Annotated in this window: 16 protein-coding genes and 1 pseudogene; 9 read left to right on the plus strand and 8 right to left on the minus strand. The window is 46.9% G+C overall.

The features are described 5' to 3' along the window. Positions 1–103 precede the first annotated feature (103 nt). Positions 104–1834, minus strand: coding sequence for a vWA domain-containing protein (locus BK127_RS29160; RefSeq protein ID WP_083689684.1), 1731 nt, complete (start codon positions 1832–1834; stop codon positions 104–106). 84 nt (positions 1835–1918) lie between these two features. Beyond that, positions 1919–2980, minus strand: a complete 1062-nt coding sequence (locus BK127_RS29165) for an AAA family ATPase (protein ID WP_076235633.1) — start codon at positions 2978–2980, stop codon at positions 1919–1921. Positions 2981–3289: 309 nt separating this feature from the next. Between BK127_RS29165 and BK127_RS29170 the strand changes: the two genes are divergently transcribed. Both BK127_RS29170 and BK127_RS29175 read left to right on the plus strand, forming a co-directional pair. Then, positions 3290–4555 (plus strand): class I SAM-dependent methyltransferase, encoded by a 1266-nt coding sequence (locus BK127_RS29170; protein ID WP_076235634.1) that lies wholly within the window; start codon positions 3290–3292, stop codon positions 4553–4555. A gap of 3 nt (positions 4556–4558) precedes the next feature. Further along, complete coding sequence (locus tag BK127_RS29175) at positions 4559–7144, plus strand: metallophosphoesterase (RefSeq protein WP_076235635.1); 2586 nt, start codon at positions 4559–4561, stop codon at positions 7142–7144. Positions 7145–7220: 76 nt separating this feature from the next. Here the strand turns inward: BK127_RS29175 and BK127_RS43965 are convergent, their stop codons facing one another. Continuing rightward, a complete protein-coding gene (locus BK127_RS43965; protein WP_076235636.1) occupies positions 7221–7442 on the minus strand; it encodes a hypothetical protein in 222 nt (73 codons plus the stop codon). Positions 7443–7491: 49 nt separating this feature from the next. Between BK127_RS43965 and BK127_RS43970 the strand changes: the two genes are divergently transcribed. The 3 genes and pseudogenes from BK127_RS43970 to BK127_RS42635 form a co-directional block, all read left to right on the plus strand. Then, a complete protein-coding gene (locus BK127_RS43970; RefSeq protein WP_076235637.1) occupies positions 7492–7731 on the plus strand; it encodes a hypothetical protein in 240 nt (79 codons plus the stop codon). A 374-nt stretch (positions 7732–8105) separates the two neighbouring features. Next, positions 8106–8234, plus strand: a complete 129-nt coding sequence (locus BK127_RS45020; protein ID WP_256711499.1) for a hypothetical protein — start codon at positions 8106–8108, stop codon at positions 8232–8234. Positions 8235–8267: 33 nt separating this feature from the next. Continuing rightward, a pseudogene (locus BK127_RS42635) lies at positions 8268–8447 on the plus strand (hypothetical protein); the annotation flags it as partial. Here the strand turns inward: BK127_RS42635 and BK127_RS29190 are convergent. Further along, on the minus strand, positions 8408–9472 hold the full coding sequence (locus tag BK127_RS29190; RefSeq protein ID WP_076235638.1) for a Gfo/Idh/MocA family protein: 1065 nt from the start codon (positions 9470–9472) through the stop codon (positions 8408–8410). The pseudogene BK127_RS42635 and the gene BK127_RS29190 sit on opposite strands and share 40 nt — an antisense overlap. 31 nt (positions 9473–9503) lie before the next feature. Beyond that, entirely contained in the window at positions 9504–10262 is a 759-nt protein-coding gene (locus tag BK127_RS29195) for a sugar phosphate isomerase/epimerase family protein (protein ID WP_076235639.1), read from the minus strand. Between the two features lie 233 nt (positions 10263–10495). Between BK127_RS29195 and BK127_RS29200 the strand changes: the two genes are divergently transcribed. After that, positions 10496–11287, plus strand: a complete 792-nt coding sequence (locus BK127_RS29200) for an AraC family transcriptional regulator (RefSeq protein ID WP_179097647.1) — start codon at positions 10496–10498, stop codon at positions 11285–11287. Between the two features lie 483 nt (positions 11288–11770). Here the strand turns inward: BK127_RS29200 and BK127_RS29205 are convergent, their stop codons facing one another. The 3 genes from BK127_RS29205 to BK127_RS29215 form a co-directional block, all read right to left on the minus strand. Continuing rightward, positions 11771–12691: an acyltransferase family protein gene (locus BK127_RS29205; RefSeq protein ID WP_076235641.1), complete on the minus strand. Its 921-nt coding sequence runs from the start codon at positions 12689–12691 to the stop codon at positions 11771–11773. Between the two features lie 145 nt (positions 12692–12836). Continuing rightward, complete coding sequence (locus BK127_RS29210; RefSeq protein ID WP_076235642.1) at positions 12837–13535, minus strand: DUF4097 family beta strand repeat-containing protein; 699 nt, start codon at positions 13533–13535, stop codon at positions 12837–12839. Beyond that, positions 13532–14173, minus strand: a complete 642-nt coding sequence (locus tag BK127_RS29215) for a TetR/AcrR family transcriptional regulator (RefSeq protein WP_076235643.1) — start codon at positions 14171–14173, stop codon at positions 13532–13534. The genes BK127_RS29210 and BK127_RS29215 overlap by 4 nt, the downstream gene beginning before the upstream one ends. Before the next feature lie 524 nt (positions 14174–14697). Here BK127_RS29215 and BK127_RS29220 point away from each other — a divergent pair. The 3 genes from BK127_RS29220 (at position 14698) to BK127_RS29230 (ending at position 26414) form a co-directional block, all read left to right on the plus strand. Continuing rightward, on the plus strand, positions 14698–23442 hold the full coding sequence (locus tag BK127_RS29220) for a cadherin-like beta sandwich domain-containing protein (protein ID WP_076235644.1): 8745 nt from the start codon (positions 14698–14700) through the stop codon (positions 23440–23442). 279 nt (positions 23443–23721) lie between these two features. Next, complete coding sequence (locus tag BK127_RS29225; RefSeq protein WP_076235645.1) at positions 23722–24180, plus strand: hypothetical protein; 459 nt, start codon at positions 23722–23724, stop codon at positions 24178–24180. 275 nt (positions 24181–24455) lie between these two features. After that, complete coding sequence (locus BK127_RS29230) at positions 24456–26414, plus strand: serine hydrolase domain-containing protein (protein WP_256711500.1); 1959 nt, start codon at positions 24456–24458, stop codon at positions 26412–26414. Positions 26415–26458: the final 44 nt, after the last annotated feature.

The raw sequence follows: 26458 nt of genomic DNA on the forward strand, positions 1-26458 counted from the left end.
AGAAACGTCTTTTGGGTAATTCGAATTGTAGGAATGACGAGAACAACCTTTTTTTTCGAATGCTGGATGGTGCCGGACGGTACGAGGCGTATTGTTTCCGTTACTATTCCACCCTGAAAACTTTTCCTTTAGGTACAAACGGCAAGTGCTGGCCTTTGGGAATAAGGAAAGCGTGCTCCCGACGGATGATTACTCTGTCACAGAAGCCGTCCGTAATAATCAATAACGGTCCGTTCTTTGGGAAATCCTCCGCATGCTCCAAGAAATCAATGCCAGGCTGCAGGATTGTGCCTCCTCTGCCTTTGACGGATACCCTGTCTGCTATCACTTCCGGTGCGAGATACCCTTGATCATAAACGGCCGCATCACAGAAAACTACTCGTACTAACGGAACATCCCGTGACATACTATAGCTCGCAATAGCCCCCAGAGCTTTCCCCAGCAGCTTTGTATCCATGGAACCTGAGGTGTCCAACACAACACCGAAGGTGCGACCATCCTCGTCACCTGCATCCGGTACCCATCGAGGTCTTGGAATATCGGGAGTAGAAGATTGTCTACGGCTGATCCTGGAATAGTTCCGAACCTTTTCTACCGGGGAGAAGTAATGATCGAACCATTTCGCAAGTTCCACATCCCACAAGATTGGCGGCTGAGAAAGAGCCCGGATTTCTTCAACAAAGCCTGCAGGAAGCAGGCCACGGTTCTGCTCATAATGGTAATCAAGACCCTGGCTTAAACAGTTTCGATAAAATTCATCCAGTGTAAGTCCATCGTTCCGGTTCCACCAATCTGGTACACGTGGGGTCAATATATCTCCCAGACCGACTCCCCGGAATGTAGCTACTTTACGAAAGAGCCTTATATCGTTGACGATACGGTCATAGATTGATTCAGCTGACAATCCCTTTAGATCCGGATCATGGAGCCCTCCGATCCTGGGAAATGCCCCCAGTCCCATTTCCATTAACCACTGATTGATGACATAATCACAAGCTACATTCCATAAATAAGGGTCTCGTCCATCGGCACGGGCATGATGCCTCAATCCCACATGCAGAAATTCATGAGCGAGCACGAATCGGCACTCTTGCTCGTCAAGGCCTGCAGCTGGATTAACGTAGATCTCTTTTGCCTCAGCATCAACAGCAGCTACAGAGATGGATAATCTTGTGCAAAGAATAGGATCCTCAATAATTTTGAAGTCGGCCGCCATGGCTCCCATGAGAGGGTAGCTGCTGATAAACCAATTGCGAGCTTTCAAGACAGGTGTCAGAACTTCCTTGTTAGCCCCCAAGTAATCCTCGTATCCCGCCGTGACATTGACAGCGCTGGTTACAGCCATTATTAGTCCCTTACCCAAACAGTCCTGCCAATTTACATCTTTATTGTTCCAGTAGGAGGGAGCGGTTGTTCGGGGATTCATGATCATATCCTGAAATCCGTGCCCGACTGACCCAAAGTTGTGGAAGGAAGGATGGAATCCCCTTTCTACAAAACTGTAGTACAGTTCCTCCTCACTTTTCGCTGGAATATCCACTCGCCCATCCATACCTGCAGGCGGCTGCCCAAGCTTCATGTCATAAAGAAACTTCGCGATAAAACAATCGCATGCCGCATTCCACAGATCCTGCCGCTCCATAACTCGGAAATGTCCGAATCCAAGATGAAGCAAGGCATGAGCAAGAATATACACCCATTCCTCGGGCAAACCTCTTCGTTTGGGATGAACATGAATATGGCCGTTACTTGTTGCGACGGCCCATCCATTTTCCGGACAGAGATTCCCTTCTTGATGTATAAATCGTGAATGGGATGCGAGGGGGGCGAACATGGGGTGTTGACTGATGAAATGCAGGCCCCTCCATATAGGATTTTGTAGCAGGATCCAACTCTCGGGATTTTTGTTTGGCCATAATCAAGCTTCCTTCTTCTGTACTAATCTCGGTAGATCACGGACAATCTCAACGAGGATCCAATCGGGAAGACTTTCACCGGTTTCACTCTTTGCAACGGATAGTTGGGCAATTTCGAGACTGATCGTGCTTAGACTTTTAATTAGAGCTTTGGCACGGTGGGCGAGCTTCTTATGGTGCTCGGTCAGAATGTCTTTAGATCCCGGTAATTCTTTAATTAGGTATGCACGGAAGGATTGTGCCATGAAGTATAATATATCCCGATCCTCCGGTTGATGAGGCCAGCCGGTTTCTCCTTCCAGAATCGCATTCAGTTTATATTTGTTGTTCGTTTGCTTGTAAAAGGCCTTGAATTGACCAGCATGATGGGGTGATAAACAACCTGTTGCCAGAATATCCAACATTTCAGGTTGCAGTCGGTCACCATATTCCTTTAATGCATCGCTTAACATGTGCCAGGACCTAGGGGTAGAGAAGGGTTCTTCGTGTTTCGGAGGCTGAACCCACAAATGATCCGGGCGGGTCTCAATATAATTGATCACTAGAGGGTGGATATCATTCTCGTATGCCCACTCTAACCATTCTCGGTGGGAAACCCTTAATTGGACATGAAACATTCGGTTGATAAGTGCTGATGACATTGGTTTCACTATGGCATTGTCCTGAGCGCGGTTCCCCGCACCTATCACGACGGAGCCCTCTGGTAGTATGTATTCCCCAATACGCTTTTCCAGTATCAGTCTGTAGAATGCTTTCTGAACTTCATGAGTACAAGCGTTCAGTTCATCCAAAAACAAGCAGTAGGGTTCATTTCGGGCGATCATGCTGGGAGGACAAAATCGACTTTTTCCTTCTACAATCTGTGGGACCCCAATTAAGTCCTCTGGTGCCAGTTGGCTACCCAATAGCGAGACACAAGGCAACCCCACCATATCAGCAAATTGTTGAACTAGTGACGACTTCCCGATTCCTGGTGGTCCCCAAATAAAAATCGGACGTACTACGGCTATGTTCAATAAAAGATCCATTATTTGTTTTGACGAAACAGAGGCAGATATATTCATTATTGATTCCTTCCATAAATTAACGTTAAAGTAATAATACCACAAGATGATAAAGAGTCTGATAATAAAGTTTAGTTATAACGTATGATTCATATCTCTGATTTCGTAATACTTTCACCCTGTTCGTTTGCATATAAGTAAGCGAAAATAGGATCAGAGGCAGACGCCTAAAGGTAAGCATGACTAAGATCATCTTGGCGTCTGGATGGGTTACTTCTTCTCTGATCTCACCACAATAATTAAGATAGCGGAGGTCCGGTAAAGGCAATCCCGCGAGGTTCCCAATTTGTAGTTTAGGAGTAGATTGATATGGCAGTAATCCAAGTCAGATCCACGAATCCGCAGTTCTCGTTTTTGATCAAGAAGAATCCAAACTCCGGCATGATGCTTCGCTCGATCCGCAAGGGAATAGCTTACGGATGGTATGCCGATCAGCAGACTTTTAATGTTTATTTTAAAGATGCGGATAATGATATCTCCTATAAGCAGCATGAGCAGGAAAACTTCGAATATCTGAATGTATCGAGGTACAATACGCCCTTATTTTCGTTGAATGCGATTAACGAATTTCTCTCCGCTCCGCTTAAGGCACAGGATGAACGCGACGCGGAGGGCTACGAGCATACTTTCTTCATCAATATGATACATATCGAACTGGTCAGGTATATTGAGTTTTTTGAGAAGCATTTGAAGGATTTCTCTTTCGAAATCACCTATCATGCTCATAAAAGCTATTCGCTTACCGTTACGACTACGAAAAGCTTGTATCAGTTGCTCCATGTCGTAAGTGTGTTGGCCTTATTCCTCTCGATGTTCGGCAACGAATATATTGATATCTCGGAAAGTATCCTGGATAAGTACATCAAGAGCATGAACGTGATCGATGCACCGTTCTATATTCGCAGCCTGTTTGTACGGAACTTCTTATCCTCCAGAGATCGGTTTCAGAAATATAAGGCGGAGCTTGAGAAAACGGATCGATATGACATTCAGTTCGCTTACGGAGGTACGGGTCTACAACGGAGAAATTATATCGGTAGTGCGCTGGCTTTTGATAAGTCGATCTTGGATGTGGGTTGTGGAGAGGGATTCTATGCGCTCCCATTTGCCGGGAAAATTGAGGGCAGCTACTATGCGATTGATATCAATGAGGAGCTGCTAGAGATGGTAAAGCGTAAAGCGGAGGTAAAAGAGATCGACAACATCGTCACATTCGGTTCGATCGATCAGTTCCTGGATAGCTACAACGGGGAGCAGGTCGATGTGATTCTTACAGAGGTCATTGAACATATGAGTCATGATGAAGCCAAGCAACTGATCCAACAAATTTGCTCGCATGTTGATTTCGATAATTTTATCATTACGACGCCCAACGCTGATTTTAACCGCTACTACGAGTTGAGCGATTTCCGGCATGACGACCACAAGTGGGAGATGGGTGAAGAATCTTTTCAACAGTGGATGCGTGATGTGGTTAAGGAAACGAATCTGCATGCCGAATTTGTAGCTGTCGGAGACGGTGTCAACCATATCAAGACTACGCAGGGCGTCATTCTGAAGAAGAGGAGGGCCTGACCCATGAACATCCAAACGAAGGTTCACACGGTTTTCATGCTGATCGGGTCTACGGAATGCGGCAAAACCACGTTTGCCAAGGAAGTTCTGATTCCCGGAGTGCGTTTTGAGGATGCTAGTCGGAATATCAGGGCCAACGTTCAATATTTGTCCTCCGACCAGATCCGTCAAGAGATACTTGGATATGAATACGACAAGTATGATCAGGTGATGCTCGAGGCCAGCGAGCAAGCTTTTCATTTATTGCTTGAAAGGCTGAAGGTGGCGACATCTTTTCCGGTCAATGCAGAGTTTGTAGTCGTCGATACAACCGGGCTGTCCGAGGATTTTCGGGCAAAGGTGAAGGAGATTACGTTTCAGAGCAACTACAACCTTGAGGTCATTGTGTTCGATTATCGAAAGCGGGACGATTACTATGCATCGGACCGATCAAAGAAACTGATCACGAACCACATTAACCGGCTAAAAAAGGACGTCCTTGGCTCGCTAGCCCGTGAGGGTTACGGCAAGATTCATAAAGTGCGTGCAAAAGACTTTTATCTGGCCGAAGAAGGAAGGGCAAATCCTGAATATAACATCGTCATCGAGGATTTGGATGCTTACGTATCTACCATTCTTCCTCAAGATCAGCAGTACATCGTCATTGGCGACGTCCACGAATGTGTGGAAGATTTGAAGGGGCTGCTGCTTGATCACGGTTACAAGATCGAGATGGGTAAACTGATTTCCAATGATAAGCTGAAGCAAACCAAGCTGGTTCTGGTTGGGGACTGGATTGATAAAGGCAAACAAACGAAGGACATCATTCAGTTTCTGTACGATAATCGAGAGCACTTTTACCTCGTACTTGGGAACCACGAGAACTTCGTTGACAAGTATATGAAGGGTGAAATTAACGGTGTCGACCAAGAGCTGCTCCATGCTTATTTTGACTCAACACAGGTATTATTGAACGATCCAGAGCTGCTGGAGAAATTTCAGCATTTGGTATCGATTTCGAAGCCATTCTATAGGTATGTGGGGGCCAACGGACCGTCCTTTTATGTCACTCATGCCCCGTGCCGGAATAAGTACATCGGTAAGCTGGATACGAATTCCGTCCGGCATCAAAGGAATTTTCGAATCGACCGGGAAGCGCCGCTGGAGGGGCAGCTTGCTTTTCTGCAGGAGGAAGCGGTCAAAAATCATCCGTACCACGTGTTTGGGCACGTCGCAGCCAAGCAGTCTTTCCGTATCGGCAATAAAATCCACATCGACACCGGCAGCGTACACGGCAACCTGCTAACTTCCGTAAGCATTTCATATAAACCGTTTATGAAGTCCCGGAAGTCCCATCAAGCGGTGATTGCTGAGGAATTGCAAACTCTATTCAAGAATGTGCGAAAAGTATCCATTCGAGACCTTGGGGAAGATGACATTCGCAGACTTCGCTATTGCTCGCGAAACAAAATCAACTTCATTTCAGGCACTATGTCTCCAGCGGATAAGAACGAGGAGACGAATGAACTTGAGTCTTTGAAACGGGGTCTCGATTATTTCAGAGAACACGGCACCCAGCAAGTTGTCCTGCAACCCAAATATATGGGTTCGAGATGCAATATTTATTTACATAAAGATCTGGAGCAATGCTTTGCTGTGAGCCGTAACGGCTACAAGATCAATCATGTCGATTTAACGGAGATTTACGGCAAGCTGCTGCTCAAGTTCGGCGGCTATATGCAAGAGCAGAAGATTGTGATGCTGATTTTGGATGGTGAGCTTCTCCCGTGGAAGTCGCTGGGTGAAGGGCTTATCGAAAGACAGTTCAAGCCCATTGAGAGGGCGCTGGAGACAGAGCTTACGTTCCTGAAGCAAAACGGTTTTGAAGAAGCATATAATAAGCTCATTGTCGAATATGAGGCGAGCGGGTTTGAAAAAGACCAGCATCATACCACCAAGTCCGCTTTAAGCGACAAGTACGGCCCAAGTGTGTACCAAAACTATAAGTACGTCCATGATATTTGGAAAACTTATGTCCCTTTATCCGAACATATGGAGGCCTATCAAACGTACAAGAGGCAGTTGGAGCTGTACGCGGAAGACGAGGTTATGGAGTATAAACCGTTTGCCGTTCTAAAAATCGTATATGAAGACGGGAAGGAACAAGTCCCGGAATGGAAGACCTCCGAAATGTACGGCTTTCTGTCGGAAGACGAGTCACTTACGCTTGATCTATCTGAGCCGGAGTACCTGAAGAAAGCCGAAAGTTACTTCTCCAAACTTACGATGGAGAACCATATGGAGGGAATCGTGATCAAACCGGAGATGTGGAACGGAAAAACGGTACCTTATATGAAGGTGCGCAATCCCGAATATTTGTCCATCATTTACGGGTATGATTACAAGTTTCCGCATAAATACCGCAAGCTGCTCAAGCAAAAGAATGTTAATAAAAAGCTTCGTACCTCGCTTAATGAGTACCAGCTTGGAATGCAAATGCTGGCGGTGTCATTTGATGATATTGCGCCTGAGCATGAGGCCTATCAAGAGATCGCGGCCAATCTGCTGTTTGAGGTGTCGCAGGAGCGGGAGATCGATCCACGTCTATAACATTAGATAGGGTGTCTGAATCTTGTAATCTGTCATTCGTGATCTTTATATGAAAAAGCTCAAGCGCCGGGCTTCCCTAGCCGACGCTTGAGCTTATTTTCTTTTCACTGCGCTTTAGGTAAGGCAGCAGAGACACGAGTCCCAAAAGCGCCAATAAAAAACCGAGCCAGAGCGGTGAAAGCAGACCATAACCTGCGCTGATCGCAAGCCCGCCGACCGAGGAACCGACAACGACGCCAAACGTGACCACGGCGGTATGAACCGTGTTGACCATCAGGCCATCTCCTGCCGTTCGCATGACGCGGGCCACCATAGGCGGGTTCATCGGTAAACCGACCAGGCCGATAATGACGATCGCGGCAATCGTCATTATCGGCCTGGTCAGCGCCGAGGGGGAAGCTCAGGAGCGCCACAACAAGCAAAACCAGTCCGGCAGCGAACAGTGGCATCGTATAGCGATCGGCAAGACGTCCGGTAATGAGATTGCCGATAACGGTTGCCCCGCCGTAAATGGCGAGCAGCAGCGGAACTGTCCTGGCAGAGAAGCCATCAAGGCTAACTTGCCGATTTCTAGCTGCGAAAGTTGAGATTTAAAGCAGAAAATATTATTATCATTCAAACCACTTTGAACAACTTGTTGTGTATTATAACAAAATGGTACTGGAGAAAATAAAATTTTTAACGCAAGATAATCCTAAATTACGTGCTTCTATAGAAGAACATATCCTACTTCAACAACAAGTCTTCACTTATTTTCTTAGATATAAAGTAGCTGTAATGCGTATGGAAAATCCGTTTGATTGAATAAAAAGTAGGAATCTCCCTTGCTAAGTACGGCTACGAGTGTTTCAGACATGGATTTTGACCGCTTTGATCACGCTGTGATGTTAATAGGAGGGTTTTCTTGTTCTAGTTTGTATTGGAGGGAATATGAAGGGCCTGGAAAGAAAGCTTGAGCTTCATGGATCAAATCAAAGATCGTGTAGACCAGTGCCATTATCTAAGAAATGCTGTCCTTCGAGGTAACAGCGAATTGTCAGCAGGGATCGGGGGAGCAAGCTTTTTACTGTGCCTGCATGTGGATAACTGATTAAGTTATTGTACTGTGGAGTAGCAAATGGAGGGCAAGGATGGCATTAAGGTTAATGCCATCAGCCCAGGCTGGATTGAAACGGGTGATTATAACAGTCTTAGACCGGAGGGTTTAGCCCTTGCCTGTCTGTATCTGACAGATCCTGAAAATAATTTTATCGGATTAAGAAACTATAGAACGACCTCTCTACCGGTTTCCGCAGATGTATAGATGGCTGATAAAATTTTAATCATATCTACGCCATGCTCCGGCAGATTGATAGGTTCTGCTCGCTGCTGGACGACTTCGATAAAATGCCTGAGATGCTCTCCGTGACCTGGGGGGGCGTCTTTTTTCAGGACAGGGGTGATGTTCGTCAATTGGCCTGCTGCTTCGGAGTATAGCTGCAGCACGCCATTCCGCAAATTACTGCCCGCTTTGGTGCCTCGAAGCTCGACGAAGTTCGCATCCTCAAGAATATTGGAGGCCCAGCTGAACTCAATTTGCAGTGAAGCTCCGTTCTCAAAACGAATAAATCCGATAGCAAGATCCTCGACGTCAAAGGTTCCGCCCTCTTTCTTTTCACCGAAACGGCTGTGGATAGAGTTGGAAATTTCATTATTAGCGAATTTGGTGTAGGTAGCGCCAGTAACCGCCACCGGCTTGGGGTTACCCATCAGCCATACAGCCAAATCGATGAAATGGACACCTAAGTCAATTAACGAGCCGCCACCAGAAAGCTCCTTCGTTGTGAACCAGCCGCCTTTTCCGGGAATGCCTCTACGACGAACCCAACCGCAGCGACCTGTATAAATCTCACCCATATGCCCTTCGTCAATATAACGCTTTAAATAGCTAGAGGCTGGTGTGAAGCGGTTGTTTCTCATCGTCATCAGCACCTTGCCGCTGGCTTTGGCTGCATCGGCCATTTTCTGGGCTTCCTCAGGGTTGATGGCATCCGGCTTCTCGCAGAATACATGCTTGCCAGCCTTCAAGGCTGCAATCGCGACCTCGGAATGAAAGTAATTCGAAGTGCAAATATCGATGACATCGATATCATCACGCTCTAGTAGCTCGCGGTAATCAGCGTATGCGGAAGGGATGCCAAATTCTGCTGCAACGGACTCAGCCCGCTCTTGGTTGATGTCACAAACAGCGACGATTTCCACCTCGGGATGTGCTTGCAATGGCTGTATATGTGAGCTCCGAAAAATGTTGCCGACGCCAACAATACCTAATCTTAACTGATTTTCCATGATGCTTCCTCCTCTAATCCGATATGTAGTTTTAAAGCTTAGTAATCATTTGGGTTAAATTGTTAAAGCTGGTTTCTACACAATCCAACGGATTGCCGTCGCATTTATCCTGCTCGACCACATACCATTCCACACCGTTCGAAGCTCCCCAGCGGAGAATGGGCAGGAAATCAATACTGCCTGTGCCAATTTCGGCGAATACCTGGTGCTCGTCTGCTGTCATATCCTTTAGATGGATGATCGGCGTCCGATTGGCGTAGCTGTCAAGGAATGGTACGATGTCACGGCCACCTTTTTTTACCCAAAATACGTCTGGCTCGGCAAAAATAAGATTGCTTGCTGCAGGTTCCAGTATATGCTCCAGTGCGCTTGTGCCGTCAACAGCAACATCAAATTCAAAAGCATGATTGTGATAGCTGATACGCAGCCCTTTCTCTTGAACAGCCGCAGCCGCTTCGTTCAAAGCTTTCTTGATCATGCGATAGCCAGCTTCATCCCGCTTGTCTTGCGGAGGTGAGGAGCATACCAAATCCCTCGTTTGAAACAGCTCGGCATCACGTACTGCTTTATCCAGATCGCCAACAAGGTCATTAAAGCCAATGTGCAGTCCAGCTGTTTGCATGCCAAGCTCATGGATTAGAGCTGCAAGCTCGGCAGGATCATAATCATGGTATCCGGCCATTTGGACGCCAGCCCATCCGATTTCTTTCATATGCCGAAGTACCTTAGGGAAATCGGCCTTGCATTCTTCGCGTAACGTGTACAATTGAATGGCTAATTGATTCTGCATGTTGTCGCTCCCTATTCTATACTGAATGACATAAACCTAACGTTTTTCAGTATACATGTAATCGGTTTCGATGTCCTTTACTTATCTTCCAATTTTATTCTCTTATCTTATTGTCAGCTTTCTGTGGATTAGGAAGGCTTTACATAGGTATTTCTTTGAAATACAATCAATGATATCGGTTACAATTAATTGATGTATCTTATTTATCCTAAGGCGGATCCAGGTGACTTATGATGCGAATTGCTACTGCAGGGTATTCCCGGCACACACGGTCGTTTTATTCTAACCAAGCTCATGGCTTGAAGTATTTTCTAGTTCGGCTGCAGACAGAGGGCTTCTGCCAGGCCATTGTGAATGGTACCTTATACGTAATTCGCCCAGGCGATCTCCTGCTATGCAAACCCGGGGATAGCTACGAGCTGATGATTCAGCTTGGCACCAATGAGCCGCCGAGCGGAGACTACTTTCTAAGCGTGGATCACAATGAATGCTGGATGCAGGAATGGTGGGAGGATTATAAGCAAGAAGTCAAGCTCAATGTAGGTATTGACGAAATGCTTATTTCCATTTGGCGGCATCTGGTCTATGAAAAGCGGAGAGTGAAGGACTCCAATCCCGACATCATGGATTATTTATCCCGAAGCATTCTATTGCATTTGAAGCGCCTGATTACCGATGGCGTAAGTTCTAATACCTATGAACGCTCGGTGTCCAACCAAATCAAAATGTTCATTGAGAAAAATGCTACGGAGCCCATTACGCTCAAGGATGTCTCAATGTCTGTCGGGCTTAGCGTGTCCCGGGCCTCGCAGCTTTTTAAGCAGGCGTTCAATCAATCGGTGATGGATTATGCCATCGAGGTGCGGTTGTCCATTGCCAAAGAGCGTATTCTGATCGGTGGCTCGACCTTGCAGGAGGTTTCCTTTCTTTGCGGGTTTGCCAACTATACGCATTTTAATCGTTTATTTCGTTTGCGGTTTGGGATGACACCTAGCGAATACAGACGGCAGGTTCGCCCTCAATAATGGCAAGCCTTTTGTAAGGGACATTGTATCTACATCAATTTTTTCGAAAAAAGTCGTTAAGTTATTGAAAGATAGGCTGTTTGTATAGAGGTTATGGCACGGCTGGATGCGCGGATCAATGATGTTTACTGGATCTCCAATTATATTAATTTTAGTCCGGCCACCCAGGAATTATTTAAAAACTTAGCTACTAATTCCGTGCTGTGTTGGATGAAATTCCCGAAATACTGGGTGTTGTATTGTATGAATTGCATGAGAATGGCTAACATTGAAATAGACAATACTGCTAAAGCCCCTCGTTCTTTTTGCGGAATTGAGGGGCTTTCTTACATACTTGGGATATTAATGTATTAAGACTTTTGTGTAAAAAACCAAACGCTGAGCTTTACTGCAGTTGTTATGGAGTATTTGATCCCATTCTTATTGACTGCGGAGTCCAAATCAGAGATATTCTCGCCTTCGAGACGTTACAACACGCTACCATCAGGCCTTGAGGCCAAAACAGACTCGGAGTGGTTTTACTCTGCGTATCACATAGGTAGCGATACTCATGATGAATGCTAATAACGCAATGAGCAGAAACGATATGATGCCGTAATTGATCTCCTTTAGAATATAATATCCGATAATAATCAGATAAGTCTGATGCAAGATATAGACCGGAAAAGCAGCCGGGTTAAAGTAGTTCATAAACGTTGATTTTCTGTTCAAGTACCTTTTCCCGTATCCGAGAATTGCGAGTAGAGCTATCCAATAAATGATCAGATGGAGAGAGGTAAAGGTAAAGCCCGACTGACTTCCAATGGTGTAGATTTCCCCCAAAAGAAGAGCTGTTCCAACTAGAGCCGCTACAAGATAGAACCTCCGGTGTTTCTCAATCATATCGATGATCGTATCGCTGGTTGCGATGAAAAAGCCAATCATAAAATAACCTGCGTATAGAAAAATGTTTTTGCCGCTCACATCCGGCAGGGCGGAAAGAACGGTCAAGCCAGCAAACGGCAAAAGCATGAAAATTGGATGTCGCATCCAAGATGGTGAGTATTGTTTTTTAATAATCCTGAGCATCAGTGGCAAAAGGCCGATCGAGATCAGAAAAAGAAACAAAATAAACCACAGGTGTGCTGGAGAAATGCCTCCGGCATATTCAGACCAATTGGAAATGTCGGTAAAATAACGTTTTAGAAATGCGAGGTAGCTTTCCTGTTCGTTCAGATGAAATTTTTTCGCATAATACCCCTTCGGAGGGACGATAACCAGAATACCAATAAAAAGTGGGATCAGCAGTCTAGAGAAACGCTCTTTGACAAAATGACTCGCCGATCTTCTCTGAAGCCCATAAAAACTTGACATACCAGCTAGAAGAAAGAGCAGCGGCATAAACCAGAAACAGGAATGAATCACTAGAGAAGAAACAACATTCGTCTCCCCTTAATATAGAACGGGTTGATGTCATCAAAAATTCTTGCTGTATGATATAGGAACAAATACAGAATACCTATATTTCTTAGCCAATCGATGTAATCTTTGCGCATGGTACACCCTCTCTCTATTTTCTACTGACAGACATATGGCCCGAGTCGGATTCCATAACAATTTTATTGGTGGAGGCTTCATCGCTTTGGAGCTTGCTCTCCCATTTACCTTTCCATTTGAACTCAAGTGTGATGTCATTTTGAAAAATATAGTCGATGCTTCCGGAAGAGCTTAGCCCCTCCAAACGAATATCCGCGGACGTTGAATGGGCCGAAAGCTCGTCACTTGTGATATCTTTCATACTGATTTCCCCGTTCTCGGAATGAACGACGATGGCTCGACTATTGATATTTTGGATGGATACTTTGCCGTTTTCACTGGAGACGAAGATTTGATCCAGCCGATTTTCTGTCCCTTTCGTTGCTACCTTCACAAAGACGTCCAAGCTATTGTTAAAGTTAAAATTCAGGAGCTTGTGAAATCCGGTTTGCTTAATAACAACAGAGTTATTTTTTGACTCGAAGTTGATGTGGCTGCTGTCATATTTGCCCTTGGCTACGACCTCAACCTCTGTTTTGTCTTTCAGGCCCTCTATGGCTTCAATATGAATTTTGGCATTTTCGACGTCGACACGAATGCTTTGGATATCGGTTGCCGTATAACTCGTACTGCTTGAGGATGCGGTCAGAGATTTTATAAAGCCATACGCTAGACATAGAACGGCAATTACGATGAATAAAAGGATGGCGGGGATTTTTTTATTGTCGCTCATTCTGTTTGATCCCTCCATGAAGCTTCCATTTGTTTGATAACGGAGTTAAGACCCGCAGAATAGATACTCAGCAGCTGGTCCACAAGCTTATTGTACGTCTCTCCTTCCTCGTTATCTCTCAGAATGAGGCACAGCCCTTCTACAAGCGAAGACGATAACATCCGAGCCAGCGCAGCTTCGTATTCGGTCAGAATCTCATTCCTCCTGGCTTTTAGAATCATACTCTCGATAACGGAAAACGAAAGCTTGATCAAATCCGACTTCACGTGCTCGTACTTGGTGCCCTCGCTTCGGTTAAGGACGATGGTCATTTCAGCGGTGAACGTCTTGAACAAATCGACGAGTGTTGCTTCGATTTTGCTGTAATATTTGAGCACGTCGGGGGTATCGTTCTCGTAACTGAAATTGATCTTTTGACGCATTTCAATCATATTTGTCTCATATTTCTCATAGACGGGTTGAACAAGCTCATCGAACAATTCATCCTTGTTTTTGTAATAACGATAAACATTACCGATAGCTACCCCGGCAGTCCCGGCAATATTCCGCATCGAGGCCTTCACATATCCCTCTTTGTTGAATTCCGCTAGAGCAGCCTTTCGTATTCTGCTGCGAATTTCATCCTTTAAAATTTGCAAGAGTTATCACCTGCTTAATGGATAATTCAAAAGAGAACGAAATGTTCACTATTGATAAACTGAATTATATCATCACCTATACCGATTGCAACCCGTCTTAGGTCTATGTTGGCATGTGAAAAGAGTGTGATCCTTGATCTAAATGGATTAATGAGTCATTCAGAGGGGGAAATATCCAGAACGACGAGGCCGCTCATGTAATTAATGTCTTGATGCAAAACACCAAAATCAACAGGGTGCCTTCCATACTTGAATGGCCTATTTGAGTTTGATCATGTGCTTGTAATGGATTATTCTTTCACTTTGCTAGGCATTATCCTCGCTATGCTCAGAATTGGTTCAGAATACACATGTTAAACTAACTATACAAAAGAATAAGACAAAATTAGACAGGGGGAAAGGGCGGATTGTGTCAAACGTTGTAGGATTTTCGCCTGCTTGAATGCAGTAGGTAAGTTGATAGTTTTGTTTCTATTAACGCTTCTAGCAAGCGTAATACAAGTGAAAGTGAAGGGGAGTATTTAGTGAGAAAACGTTGGAATTCCGGATTGGCCAAAATATTAATTGCTGCTTTGTTGGTTCAGTGTATGCCTCTATTGCATGGGGGGATGGGCGCGGCTCAAGCAAATGGAACGGTAACGGGACAGACTTACGGCAGCGGAACTAATACCGTGCAGTCAAATACCTACACCGTTGTTACTCCGATGCTGCAACTGACTACGCCTACATCGGACAGTTCAACAATAGCAGACTATAAATGGGAGAGAGTCACGTCAAATTTACCTCCCACTGCCAGACAAGCTGCGGCTATGGCTCATGACGAGAAGGCAGGCAATGTGGTCATGTTCGGTGGTCAGGGCAATAGCGGACTGTTTGATGAGACCTGGATTTGGGATGGTAGACAGAAAACTTGGCAAGAATTGACGATTACTTCTTCCAAGCCTCCCAAACGTCAAGGAGCGGTAATGGCCTATGACGCTACTAGCCAAAAAGTACTTATGTTTGGCGGCGTAGGTCAGTCAGGTGTACTTAACGATACATGGCTGTGGAACGGCACAGATGCCAAATGGGAGCAAGTAAGCGGGACAGCTCCTTCAGCCCGTGGAGGAGCTCAGCTCGCCTATGATGGTGAGCAGCTAGTCTTGTTCGGCGGTTATACAGGAAGTGGAAATTCGAAGACGCTGCTTGGTGATACATGGCTGTGGAACGGAACAACCTGGACGCAGGCGCAGCCAGCTCAGTCACCTCCTGCTGCATATAGCGGCCAGATGGCCTACGACGGCAATACGGCGGTGCTGTACGGCGGTAACTCGGGATCGGTGACGAAATCGTATGTAGCCACCAGCGACAATTCGACTCATTCAGTGACCCATGATGACAGTTCTCCGCTGCTGTGGAAGTGGGATCGGGCTGCACAGTCATGGAGTTCGGTGAATGGTCCACATGTTGATTACGGTCGTTGGGGCCATGTCATGGCTTATGACGGACGCCGCGTTGTGCTCTTTAGTGGGGAACGGGACTATGTGCATACGTACGCTGCCGAGTTGGTGAAAGGCTTGAAATTGCCTACGACCAGGTATCCCCCTGCGTTCGACAGCATGGCGTACGGTTGGAGTAGCGACAAGTGGGAAGGCAGTGCGCGGCCGAAGTTCAGCATGGAAGGAATCTTTCAAAGCAAGACGGGATCCGATGGCAAGGTCTATGATGTTCAGATAGATTCCAATCAGCAGCTTCCCTTTCCGCTCAGCTATGCCAGCATGGCGTTTGACGGCAAAAATTTTGTCGTATTTGGCGGAAGCCGCAGTGAAATTGGTGTTGTAAACTTCCCGAGTAGCGGCAATGCTCAAGTCGGGACGTGGCCTGCAACTATTATGAACGAAACCTGGGTGTTCGGTTATTCGCCTCCGACAGCGCCAGGCATTAAGTTTGATGTAGATCCGGTTATCAACTTTGACTCTCAGCATATCAATGATACCGTCAATGTCGTAACCAATGTTTATGACAATGGTACCAGAAAGATCTCCTCACAAGGGGTGGAGTACCGTAAGAAGGGAGATAGCGCATGGACGCGGGTGCCTAGTACAGATACGATCCCCGAAGACCCAAGTCCCTTTACGATTACACTCACCGGTCTGACTTGGCAGCAGGATTACGAAATCCGCGGCTATGCAGTCAATGAGATTGGCACTAGCTACACAGAAATCAAGGATTTTGCGATGAAGAACGATCCGAACATGCTGCGGCCAGATGTCCATTTCGACCGGGTTGGCGCATCGTTCCTGCATGTTAATGACAAGAAGCGGCTGGTCGCTGTTGGTACGGGTGTTACCAATTTACTGCGCAAGCCTTTGGATGGCATTCATTATTATTTGAAAGCTCAGGACGGTACACAGTATCCGTTGACTTATAATATTTTAAATGATCGCCAGCTTGAACTGACATTGAAGGTGACTGACCCTAAAATGAAGGATGTATTACCGCCAGGTAAATATGATGTACACCTGGAGCATGATTTTTACAACGAGCGCAACCCACCTGTCAACCCACCTGTATTCACAGAAGGGCTGACAGTGACGGCACTTGATTTCTACAAACCGCGCAACTTTGCCCGAGTAGAAGTTCCGAGCACTTCCGCAAGCAATGAAGTGAACAGCCTTGTGCTGCAAGGTCCGTTTACGGAGAACCCAGATACGGCGAATACGTATACGCTTAACGACACATCAGAAACCGTGACGATCAATGAATCCGTCATGTTTAAAGGCAGCCGTCTTGCGGTGACCAAGGATCCATCGACCGGCAAGGCCACGATTAGTGGAGAGGGTCGCTTATTCGTCAATGGCGGTGGAACGTTGGGAGCGAATTTGTCCTACACGATTCAGGACGGAGCGTTCACGATTTCGTCGGACAACTTTTCCATTGCTCTGAACAGTAGTCAGGCAACTGATTATTTGAATATCGACATGCCTGTCAAGGCGAGCAAGCTTATTTTTGCCAAGGATGGCTTGCGTTTGACTGGCGATCTTGAGATCGGCTTGCAGGTAGGGAGCCAGAAGGTTACAGGTTCCGTACCGATTGAAGAATTGAAATTCCGCAATAACCGGTTTGATCTATCCGGTACGTATACGATGAACAACAGCTTTAAGGTTGGACCGTTTAACGCAAATGACACCAAATTTGTTGTGGACAGTCGCATTCCTTATGTTGGCGTTCGGGGTACGGGCAGCTTGCCTGATACCGATCTTAGCTTTGATTTGAACATGAAGACCAAGCAGGGACGTCTTGATGGTGTGAACTTTGGCATGTATCACAAGACGAAGCTGGCTTCGACAGGCCTTCAGGTTAATTATTTGTTCGGAAATGTAGACAAGCTGGCGGAAAAAACGCAAATTCCCCAGAAGTTTAACGTTACCGGTTCTGTGATGGATCTAATTGTACCTGAGTTGAAGCACCCACAGGTTAATTACAAATTCAACCTGATCGGAACCGATTCGGTGTATATGGATGTATCCTCCTATGGCTTTAACGCCAGTGGAATCGAGTATTATTACTGGCTGCCTGTGAATAACATGAGCATGCAGACTGTGGTTAATCCGGCGACAGCTGGAATAAAAGGCTTTTCCTCCCCGGGCTTTGCTTCGAAGGGCGATATTAATCTATTCGAAGTGGTTAAGGGAGCGATGACCAACTATTCCTTCAATAAAAAAGGCTTTAACGGGGCCATAAAGGGAACCGTATATGTTCCTAAAGGAATCCCGCGTATCGGCGGAGCGACGGTGAACAACGTAGCACTCTATGTTACTGAAACTGGAATATATGGTACGTTCAAGCATAACAAGATTGGCGCTAATGTAAAGTATACCTTTAACAACAACACGATTCTGTTTGAGGTGGAAGCTGAGCCTCCGAAGAAATCGTGGTGGGAAAAAGGCCTGGACTTCATGAACAGTGTCTCCGACTTTATGGATGCGGCCGAACCATGGCTGGATATCGCGGAAGAATTGTTCCTGATGAAGCCGGATTCGAACAAGCAGGTAACTATTGCAGCGGCCGGCGCGTTAAAGAGGGTATTTGATTTAACACCGGTAAGTCTGTCCTTCCAACCAGAGGATACGGTGCGCACGGAAGCTAAGGCGCGTCTAGTTGATGGACAGCTTACTACACTGGATCGGACACCGCTGATGACATCCGAGGTGAACGCTTCGAGTGGACAGGTGACCAACGGTTTTGCAGTGGATCGCACTTATAATGCGTTCATCACTATGAAGGGTGATCAGCGATCAGCCGTTCTGAACGCTCCTGCAGTAACGGACCCAGCGTCCGAGCCATTCGTACAGCCGAAAGTATTTTATCATGCAGCTAGCGATACAACCTTTATGCGCATGTCGTTATATGCAGGAAACTGGAAGCTGGTGACGAACAGCAACAGCCGTATTAGCATCAATGAACTGCTGTTTGCGAACGAAACATTGACGCTTGATGCATTGGCGAATTTATGGGCGCAAACGCCTGAGCGGTCAGTTACATCTCTTACGATGAAGGAACGCGGAGCCTACGTACTGAAGGTTGGCGCAGCGCAGGGCGAGGTTATTATTTATAAGCCTGATGGGCGGCCTTACGGCCTGCAAGCCGTGCAGAATCAGCCAGATTGGAATGCCTACCGTGATGCAAACGGCAATTTGTACGCACTACTCGATGCGGTGGAGGCTGGAACCTGGATTATCAGCGCCGGCACTAGTCCGACAGCAGCCTTGAACGTCGTACCGCCGCAGTCGAAAATCAGCGATGTAGCACAATGGGTGCAAGCTCAAGCCTATCCTACGGCATTTCAAATGAGCGCAACGAACAATGGTCAGGCGATTGTCGAGATTTACGGGGCCAATGCGCAGACGAAGCTGTATACGCCAAAAGGCGAGCTTTATACACTGCAGCTTGATCCGAACCAAGCGGGCATGGACGCCATTTATGATGAATCACAGCAAAAGCTGACCATTTTGCTTAACGGGGCTGATCTGAGCGGGAAGTGGACGGCAGTAAGCAGCAGCTTTACGAGTGTTGTTGCCTACACAGCCACAAGGAAGCTCAAATCGATCAAACCACTGCTGGCGGAAGGGCGCTTTTCCAAGAACTTCGAATTGGGTGAGCCTGGAGATTATATGCTGACGATCAGCGGTGGAACTGCTGACACGGTAATCACGGCTCCGGACGGAACGCCGTATACTTTGAACTTTGAAACTCCAAACGGCAATGCCTACCTGCAGCCTGCTGCAGACCGGGTATTAAGTGCAAATGTAGGCGGAGATCCGCTCAAGCAGACGCAGGTTAACACACCAAACCCTGTTCAGGATGGACGGGATACGCTATATGTTTCGCTGCTGGGCGCGCCTGTAGGCCAATGGATGATCCAAAATGCGAAAAGGGTTAATCTGCAGATCCAGAAGCTAATCCCAACGCCTGTAATTAAGGCGTCGGTATCACCTGTTTCCGGTGCAGAAAACCGTATTCGAGTAACGTGGTCGATGGAAAATGCAGCGTCTGATGCGGAAGTGACGGTTATGCTTACCGACAGCGCCGATCAATCTATCGGGGAAGTGATCGCAGGTGGCTTATCTGCTTCCGGCAGCACAACCATCGATATACCGGCCTCAACGATGCCTGGGACTTATTATGTGTCCGTAGCGGGCGTGAGTGCAGGCAAAGTGCCTGTGTACGCAACTGCGGTAGGAACGGTTGAGGTAACTGCTCCTTATACGCTTAATGCGCCAGCACAGCCTGAAATACTTTCTACAGGCAACGGAGAAGTATCGCTGCGCTTTACTTCCATAGCAGGAGATGTGAAGGCTTATCGGATTTGGGTCAGCGGAGGCACAAACGGCCAGACTGCTGTTCCGATTATGGACTTTAATCCGCAGGCGGGAGATTGGCAGTATGCGATTGTTTCCGGTTTGACTGCCGGAGCTTCGTATACCTTTGCGGTATCAGCTATCGGGCAAGAGCAAGGAAGATTTGTATTGAGTCCTCTTTCTTCGAGCGTGACATCGGAGCTTCCTGTTCCTCAACCAGCCACTCTGGCGGTTTCGCTGGATGCAGCCTCGCATGCGATCGAGCGCGCCTATACGGCGTTTGACGGAAATGAGGAAAAGCTGCTTCTTACAGCGGCTGAGCAAGCTACCTTACAGGTAACGGCGAATCAAAACGCATCGCTTACACTGACGGTCAATGGGCAGCAGTTGGGCAGTGGACAAGTAGCTGCAGATGGCACTTATGGGTTTGCTCTGCATTCTCTGCTTAATGTAAGTGTGCTGAAAGAGCGGGAATACAATCTGCTGATCGAAGCGGTCAATGAGCGCGGTGACCGCAGCGTGGCGTACCGCAAGCTGTTTGTCGATCGTACCGGTCCGCTGCTTATCGCGTCCGGGGGTGATGATGCGCAAGGCAAACCGATTTCGTTGAACGGTACTGTAACCAATGACAGCAAGGTTTATATTACCGGTCAAACGGATGCCGGAGCGAAGCTTGTCATTAATGGAATAAGTGTTCCTCTTAATGATGAAGGTCGCTTCGTATATTATGCGCCGCTCGATTGGGTGACGCAGGCAGATCGGAACCAGATCAAGATCACGGCATCCGATGAGATCGGCAATAAGACGGAATATGGCTTTGAGGTACTGCGTGATTTGGTAGGAACGATCCCAACTTACCCTGGTGATCTTGCTGCTCTGACAACAGGAAGTGCTAAGATGAGCACACCTTATAAATTTGGTACAAACTCGTATCAAGCGTTAGCTTACGCGGATAAGGTTCGTGTCTACGCGGTTCCGATGGTTGTATCCTCCGTGGTGAAAGTAGACGGACAGACGCTTCCGGAAAACGGCTATGTAGATGTAGATGTGCCTGCTGCTGGACGTACCGTTCAAATACTGGTTCATCCTGATAATGCGGCAGACAAGCAATATACGCTGCAAATTAACGGAACCGGCTCCAGCGTAGCGGTACTGCGTACGTTGAAGCTGAATAACGCCACTGCTTCGCAAACGGGTGATGAGCTCGCTGCGCAGGCTTTTACAGGAGCGGAAGAAAGCTATGCCGTTTATGTGAATAATACAGTGGACCAAGTTAACTTGACACCTGGCGCCCTGAAGGCGGGATCAGACATTAAGGTTAAGGGACAAGCGGTTCCAAGCGGGCAAGCTTCCCAAACGATTCAGCTGCAAGTAGGAGAAAATCAAATTCCTGTGACTGTTACTTCACCGGATAAGTCGGAAACGCGCAGCTATAAGGTTGCCGTATGGCGGGAACCGAGCAGTAACGCACAGCTGAAGCAGCTGGGACTGGCTACAGACGGAGCCAAGCTGGTGTCTGAGTTCCATCCGGCTACCTTGAATTATCAGGTGCTTGTACCTAATGCGACAGGTGCGATTACGCTTCTGCCTGCTGCGGAACAGTCTGATGCAACAATTCGCATCGACGGTCAAGCTGTAACGAATGGAACAGCCCTATCGATTCCGATTACCAAGGATGCTCAACCATTGGCGATCGAGGTAAGTGCACAGGACGGAACCAAGCTCACGTATAATGTTTCCGTTCTGCGTCAGAAGACGCTGCCTGTACAGCCGCCTTTGCTGTCGAGCTTGCAGGTGAATACAACCTTGGATAGTGTTTTCAATCCTTATAAGCTTAACTACGGTAGCAGTTTTACGACCACTAGTGGTAAAGCCAATATAACGGCAATTGCCAATGATCCGCAGGCAGCAGTGACGATAAAAGGCGTATCACTGAAGGGTGGGGGCATCTTCACTCCTGATCTCAGTATTGGAGATAATACCATCATTGTAAGTGTCGAGTCGGCTGATCGTACCGTGTCGCAGACTTACTCCATTGATATGAAGCGTGTACGCAATTCTTCTAGTAAGCCGGACCAGAACGAACGTCAAACAACGATTTCAGGCAGCTCCGGAGGGTGGACGTATCAAACCTCAATCGTTCGGACCGCAGAAGGCGGTAAAACGGTCGATTCGGTGAAGCTGGATGCGCAAGCAGCGCGTGCCATATTGGAAAGAGCGGTTCAGAACAAGGATAATATCGCTCGCATTTATGTGACTGACGTGCCTGATGCACCTGCAGATGAGCGGTTTGTAAGCTTGAGCACTGATTTCTTGAGCGTGCTTGCAGATAGCAGCATATCATTGCAAATCGTACTTCCAGATGTGCAGTTTACTTTAGCGGCAGCTTCACTGCAGCAAATGGGTAAAGACGGTAAGGATGCTTATTTCAGAGTTGTTCCAATTCGCGCCGATGCCGAGCGCAGCGAGGTTACATCACGCGTTCAGGCAGCCGAGCTGGTACAAAAATCGGCAGGAGGTCAACCGGTCATCGTGATCGGCCAACCGATCAAAATTGAAACTAATTTCTCTGGATACAAGACAGAGCTCTTGTTCCCGCTCAATAACTTGACGCTGCCTGAAAATGAGGCTGCCGCCAAGCAAATTTTATCGGAGCTGGCTGTTTATATTGAGCACAGCGACGGCGACAAGGCGCTTTCGCAAGGAGAAATCCGTTATGATGCAGAAGGCAAGCTGGCTGGTATTGCTATTGAAATCAATAAATTCAGCACATTCACAACCATTCAAAAGAATGGAACAGATGCGCTGAAGGTGCTGCAACCTTATTTGTCCGGCTATCCGGACGGTACCTTCCGTCCATCGCAAGCGATCACGCGTGCAGAATTGGCAACGATTTTGCAGCGCATCGGGGCACGCAGCACGACAAGCACAACGGCATCAACACCAGCGGCGGGCTTTCCTGACGTAGCTGAAGGACATTGGGCTGCCAAAGCAATTGCTGATATGCAGCGGTCGGGACTGATGCTTGGCGATAACAACGGGCTGTTCCGCCCTGACGACGCCATTACCCGCGGAGAGGTGGCCAGCATCGCTGCCAGATTGCTTCCGGCAACTGCGACTGGCAATGCACCGACTGTCGATTACAGTGATACTCGCAATCACTGGGCTTCCGAAGTGATCAAGCAGGCATCACAGGCAGGTATTTTGCAGGGTTATCCGGATGGCACCTTCCAGCCGGAAAACAAGCTGAATCGCGCAGAAGCGGTAAAGGTATTGAACAGATTGTTTGAACGGCCGTTGGCGAACGTGAAGTCTTCAAGTTGGCCAGACGTACCGCAGGACCATTGGGCAATACAGGAAATTGAGTCGGCTTCCGGCACGGTGAAGCTGTTGTCTGATGGTAGTGTGTATGTAGCACCGAACCATTAATAAGCAAAAGAAGCGTTAAAACGTTAAAGCCCATGATGCCTATAAGGCGCTCATGGGCTTTCGTTTTGTTTGCTTTATTTGCTCGCTTAAGGGGATCGGCCTGCGCTTTTATATCAAAAACAATACAGACTCATCTTAAATATGGTATGATTTTACTATTCGAATAATCGCTAATGAAGCTATTTGCATCAGATGGATCACAAATTCTGCGTATAGATTATTAATTATATGAATATTTTTTGATTAAATTACATATATAGTTAAAAAAGGGGTTTTGATTTGAAGAAAATCATGTGGTGTTTTATCATTTGTAGTCTATTAGTAACCGGATGCTCCTTGGAGAAAGCGAAAGTAGCTATGAGTACTCATACAAGCGAAGTGCTGAATGGAGTAGAAGGAGAACTTAGAGACGTTATAGTAGATTACTTCGATAACTTCGATGATGTGTATGGGTACAAAGAGTATGTTACAGAAAATTTTCTGAAACAGGTATACAGAGATTGCACGGACGATAACTCGGATACTAAAACATTAGATCAGATGGCAGAAGCGCTCCATCAAATTAATCTAAAATCGGTCCATTTGCTTCGATATGATATTATTGACCTGAAAAGTGATGAGGATCAAGTTAAGCTGCATGTTCACCGAGATTTCTCACATAACAGCTCAAATAATATTACCTACATAATGATTAAAGAGAATGGGATTTGGAAATTTGATAAAATATTGCGCTTTTAAATAAATCTAGAAATCTGTATTAAGTGCATGGAAAAGATGCTATATCCCTTTATACTAATTGTATACCCTTAGAGCTCAGGTGGAGAAAACGCTTGGGCTTTTTTCAGTTAAAGATCCGCTTCTATTATCAGGCAATATCAATTGACGACTCCCCGTTGCAGCGAATACCAGCGAGGTTCACTCTCCGTTCATACTTTTGTGCTATGCTCTCCAATGAAGTAGAGACGTAGTTATCAAAATTTGTGGAGTGTTGGAGGCTTACTATGCCATCGTTTATGAGAAAGATATCTTGCAAAATGATTGTATCAGCGTTACTGGTCGTTACGGTGGGTGTGAGTTTGTTAGGGATTCAGACGCCCGTATCGGCAGCGCTCCCCATTTCTACATCGCTATCCGTTAAAACGGAGGAAGCGGCGGCGGATTTGAACTACACTGCCCAGCTAACGGCATTCATCGATGGTATCATGAACGTACATTTGGACAATTTTAAAATTCCAGGGGCGGTCATCTCGATCGTCAAGGATGGACAGGTCCTGCTCGCCAAGGGCTATGGGCACTCCAATCTGGAAGAAGGCAAGCTGGTTGACCCCAGGACGAACCTGTTTCGGATTGCTTCGACAACGAAGCTGTTTACTTGGACGGCAGTGATGCAATTGGTTGAGCAGGGGAAGCTTGATCTCGATACCGACGTCAACACCTACCTCAAAACAGTGAAAATACCAAAAACCTATCCGCAGCCGGTAACGATGCGTCATCTATTGACCCATACCGCCGGGTTTGAGGAAGGGGGCGTTGGCTATCAAATAACCACGGATCCAACCAAACTCCCGGTGTCGATTTCTGACACGCTATCCAAGCATAGGCTGGCGCTTGTTCGACCTCCGGGCGAGATGATGTCTTATTCCAACTATGGGGCTGCGTTGGCGGGGCTTATTGTCGAGGAAATTAGCGGTATCGATTATAATGACTATATTCAAAAAAACATTTTCAATCCGCTAGACATGAAATATGCAACCGTACATGAGCCTGTTCCAGCTTCTTTAGAGCCCTATGCGGTGCTCGGCTATGCTCGCGAGAACGGTCAATTCGTCACCAAGCCGCTTACGTACGAGGGAGGTTTCCGCCCTGCGGGATCGGGATCAGTCTCCGCAGTCGATATGGCTCATTTCATGATCGCCCATCTTCAGAACGGGCGTTATGGAGACCAACAAATTCTTAAGCCGGAAACCGCCAAATTGATGCATGCGCCAGCTTTCCAGTTTGACAAACGGCTGCCTGCTATGGATCTTGGTTTTTACGAGCTGAGGATGAATGGACTGCGCGTTATTGCCCACGGGGGCGCCGACACGTTGTTCAACACGGAGCTTTATCTTGTACCTGATAAACAAATCGGTATTTTTGTTTCCTATAGCGGGGGCGAAGGTGGAACAGCAGCGGCAGGTTTGGCCAAAGCCTTTTTCGATCGATACTATCCAGCACAAGTAGGCAAACTGCCTGCTGTGTCGGCCGAGCTTGAGAATGCCGTGCCGAAATATGCTGGCTCCTATCAATTCACGCGTCGTAACCACTCGGAGATAGATAAGTTTTTCAGTTTTTTATCGCAGATCAGTGTTTCGGTTTCCGACAACCGTCTGTCCATTGGAAGCGGAGCTGAACAGCAAATATATGCTCCCATCGAACCGAATTTATTTCAAGAGGTTGGAGGCACGCATCAGATCGGATTTCGCACCGATGCATCGGGAATGGTCACTCATCTGCTTCTGGATATTCTCCCAGAAATGCCGCTCGAACCGACACCGCTGCTTGATCAATCCATGTTCTGGCTTCCTTTACTCGGAATCTCGGCCATTCTGTTCATCACCGTATTGACAGGGTTTGCTTATCGCAGACGTGAAATCAAAGAGCTGCCGAAAGCGCAGAAGTGGGCAGTTCGGCTGTCCGCGGCTACCTCTGCATGGGCGTTAGTGACGCTCATCGCGACGTACGTCGTAGTGTTGAACATGGATCAGTTGGATCGGCTTAGCCGCATTACGCCATCGTTAAATGTTTATCTGTTCATGCCCATCATACTTGTTGGAATGACCGTAGCGATATTGGCTTTAAGCGTAATAGCATGGAAAAACCAATATTGGACAGTGTTGAAGCGCGTGCATTACACGCTCGTGGCGCTATCGGCAGTTGTGATGAGTCTGTTTTACTATCATTGGAATCTATTGGGATGGCAATTTGGTTAAAGCAACAATCTGCCCTTGTCGGTGGAACACGCTAAAGATTGGAG

The sequence above is a fragment of the Paenibacillus sp. FSL H7-0331 genome (genome assembly GCF_001956045.1).

What these genes read in the sequence shown, in the direction of transcription:
- BK127_RS29160 (WP_083689684.1), bottom strand. Translation starts at nt 1,834, where the DNA reads ATGTTCGCCCCCCTCGCATCCCATTCACGATTTATACATCAAGAAGGG.
- BK127_RS29165 (WP_076235633.1), bottom strand. Translation starts at nt 2,980, where the DNA reads ATGAATATATCTGCCTCTGTTTCGTCAAAACAAATAATGGATCTTTTA.
- BK127_RS29170 (WP_076235634.1), top strand. Translation starts at nt 3,290, where the DNA reads ATGGCAGTAATCCAAGTCAGATCCACGAATCCGCAGTTCTCGTTTTTG.
- BK127_RS29175 (WP_076235635.1), top strand. Translation starts at nt 4,559, where the DNA reads ATGAACATCCAAACGAAGGTTCACACGGTTTTCATGCTGATCGGGTCT.
- BK127_RS43965 (WP_076235636.1), bottom strand. Translation starts at nt 7,442, where the DNA reads ATGCGAACGGCAGGAGATGGCCTGATGGTCAACACGGTTCATACCGCC.
- BK127_RS43970 (WP_076235637.1), top strand. Translation starts at nt 7,492, where the DNA reads ATGACGATCGCGGCAATCGTCATTATCGGCCTGGTCAGCGCCGAGGGG.
- BK127_RS45020 (WP_256711499.1), top strand. Translation starts at nt 8,106, where the DNA reads ATGGATCAAATCAAAGATCGTGTAGACCAGTGCCATTATCTAAGAAAT.
- BK127_RS29190 (WP_076235638.1), bottom strand. Translation starts at nt 9,472, where the DNA reads ATGGAAAATCAGTTAAGATTAGGTATTGTTGGCGTCGGCAACATTTTT.
- BK127_RS29195 (WP_076235639.1), bottom strand. Translation starts at nt 10,262, where the DNA reads ATGCAGAATCAATTAGCCATTCAATTGTACACGTTACGCGAAGAATGC.
- BK127_RS29200 (WP_179097647.1), top strand. Translation starts at nt 10,496, where the DNA reads ATGCGAATTGCTACTGCAGGGTATTCCCGGCACACACGGTCGTTTTAT.
- BK127_RS29210 (WP_076235642.1), bottom strand. Translation starts at nt 13,535, where the DNA reads ATGAGCGACAATAAAAAAATCCCCGCCATCCTTTTATTCATCGTAATT.
- BK127_RS29230 (WP_256711500.1), top strand. Translation starts at nt 24,456, where the DNA reads ATGAGAAAGATATCTTGCAAAATGATTGTATCAGCGTTACTGGTCGTT.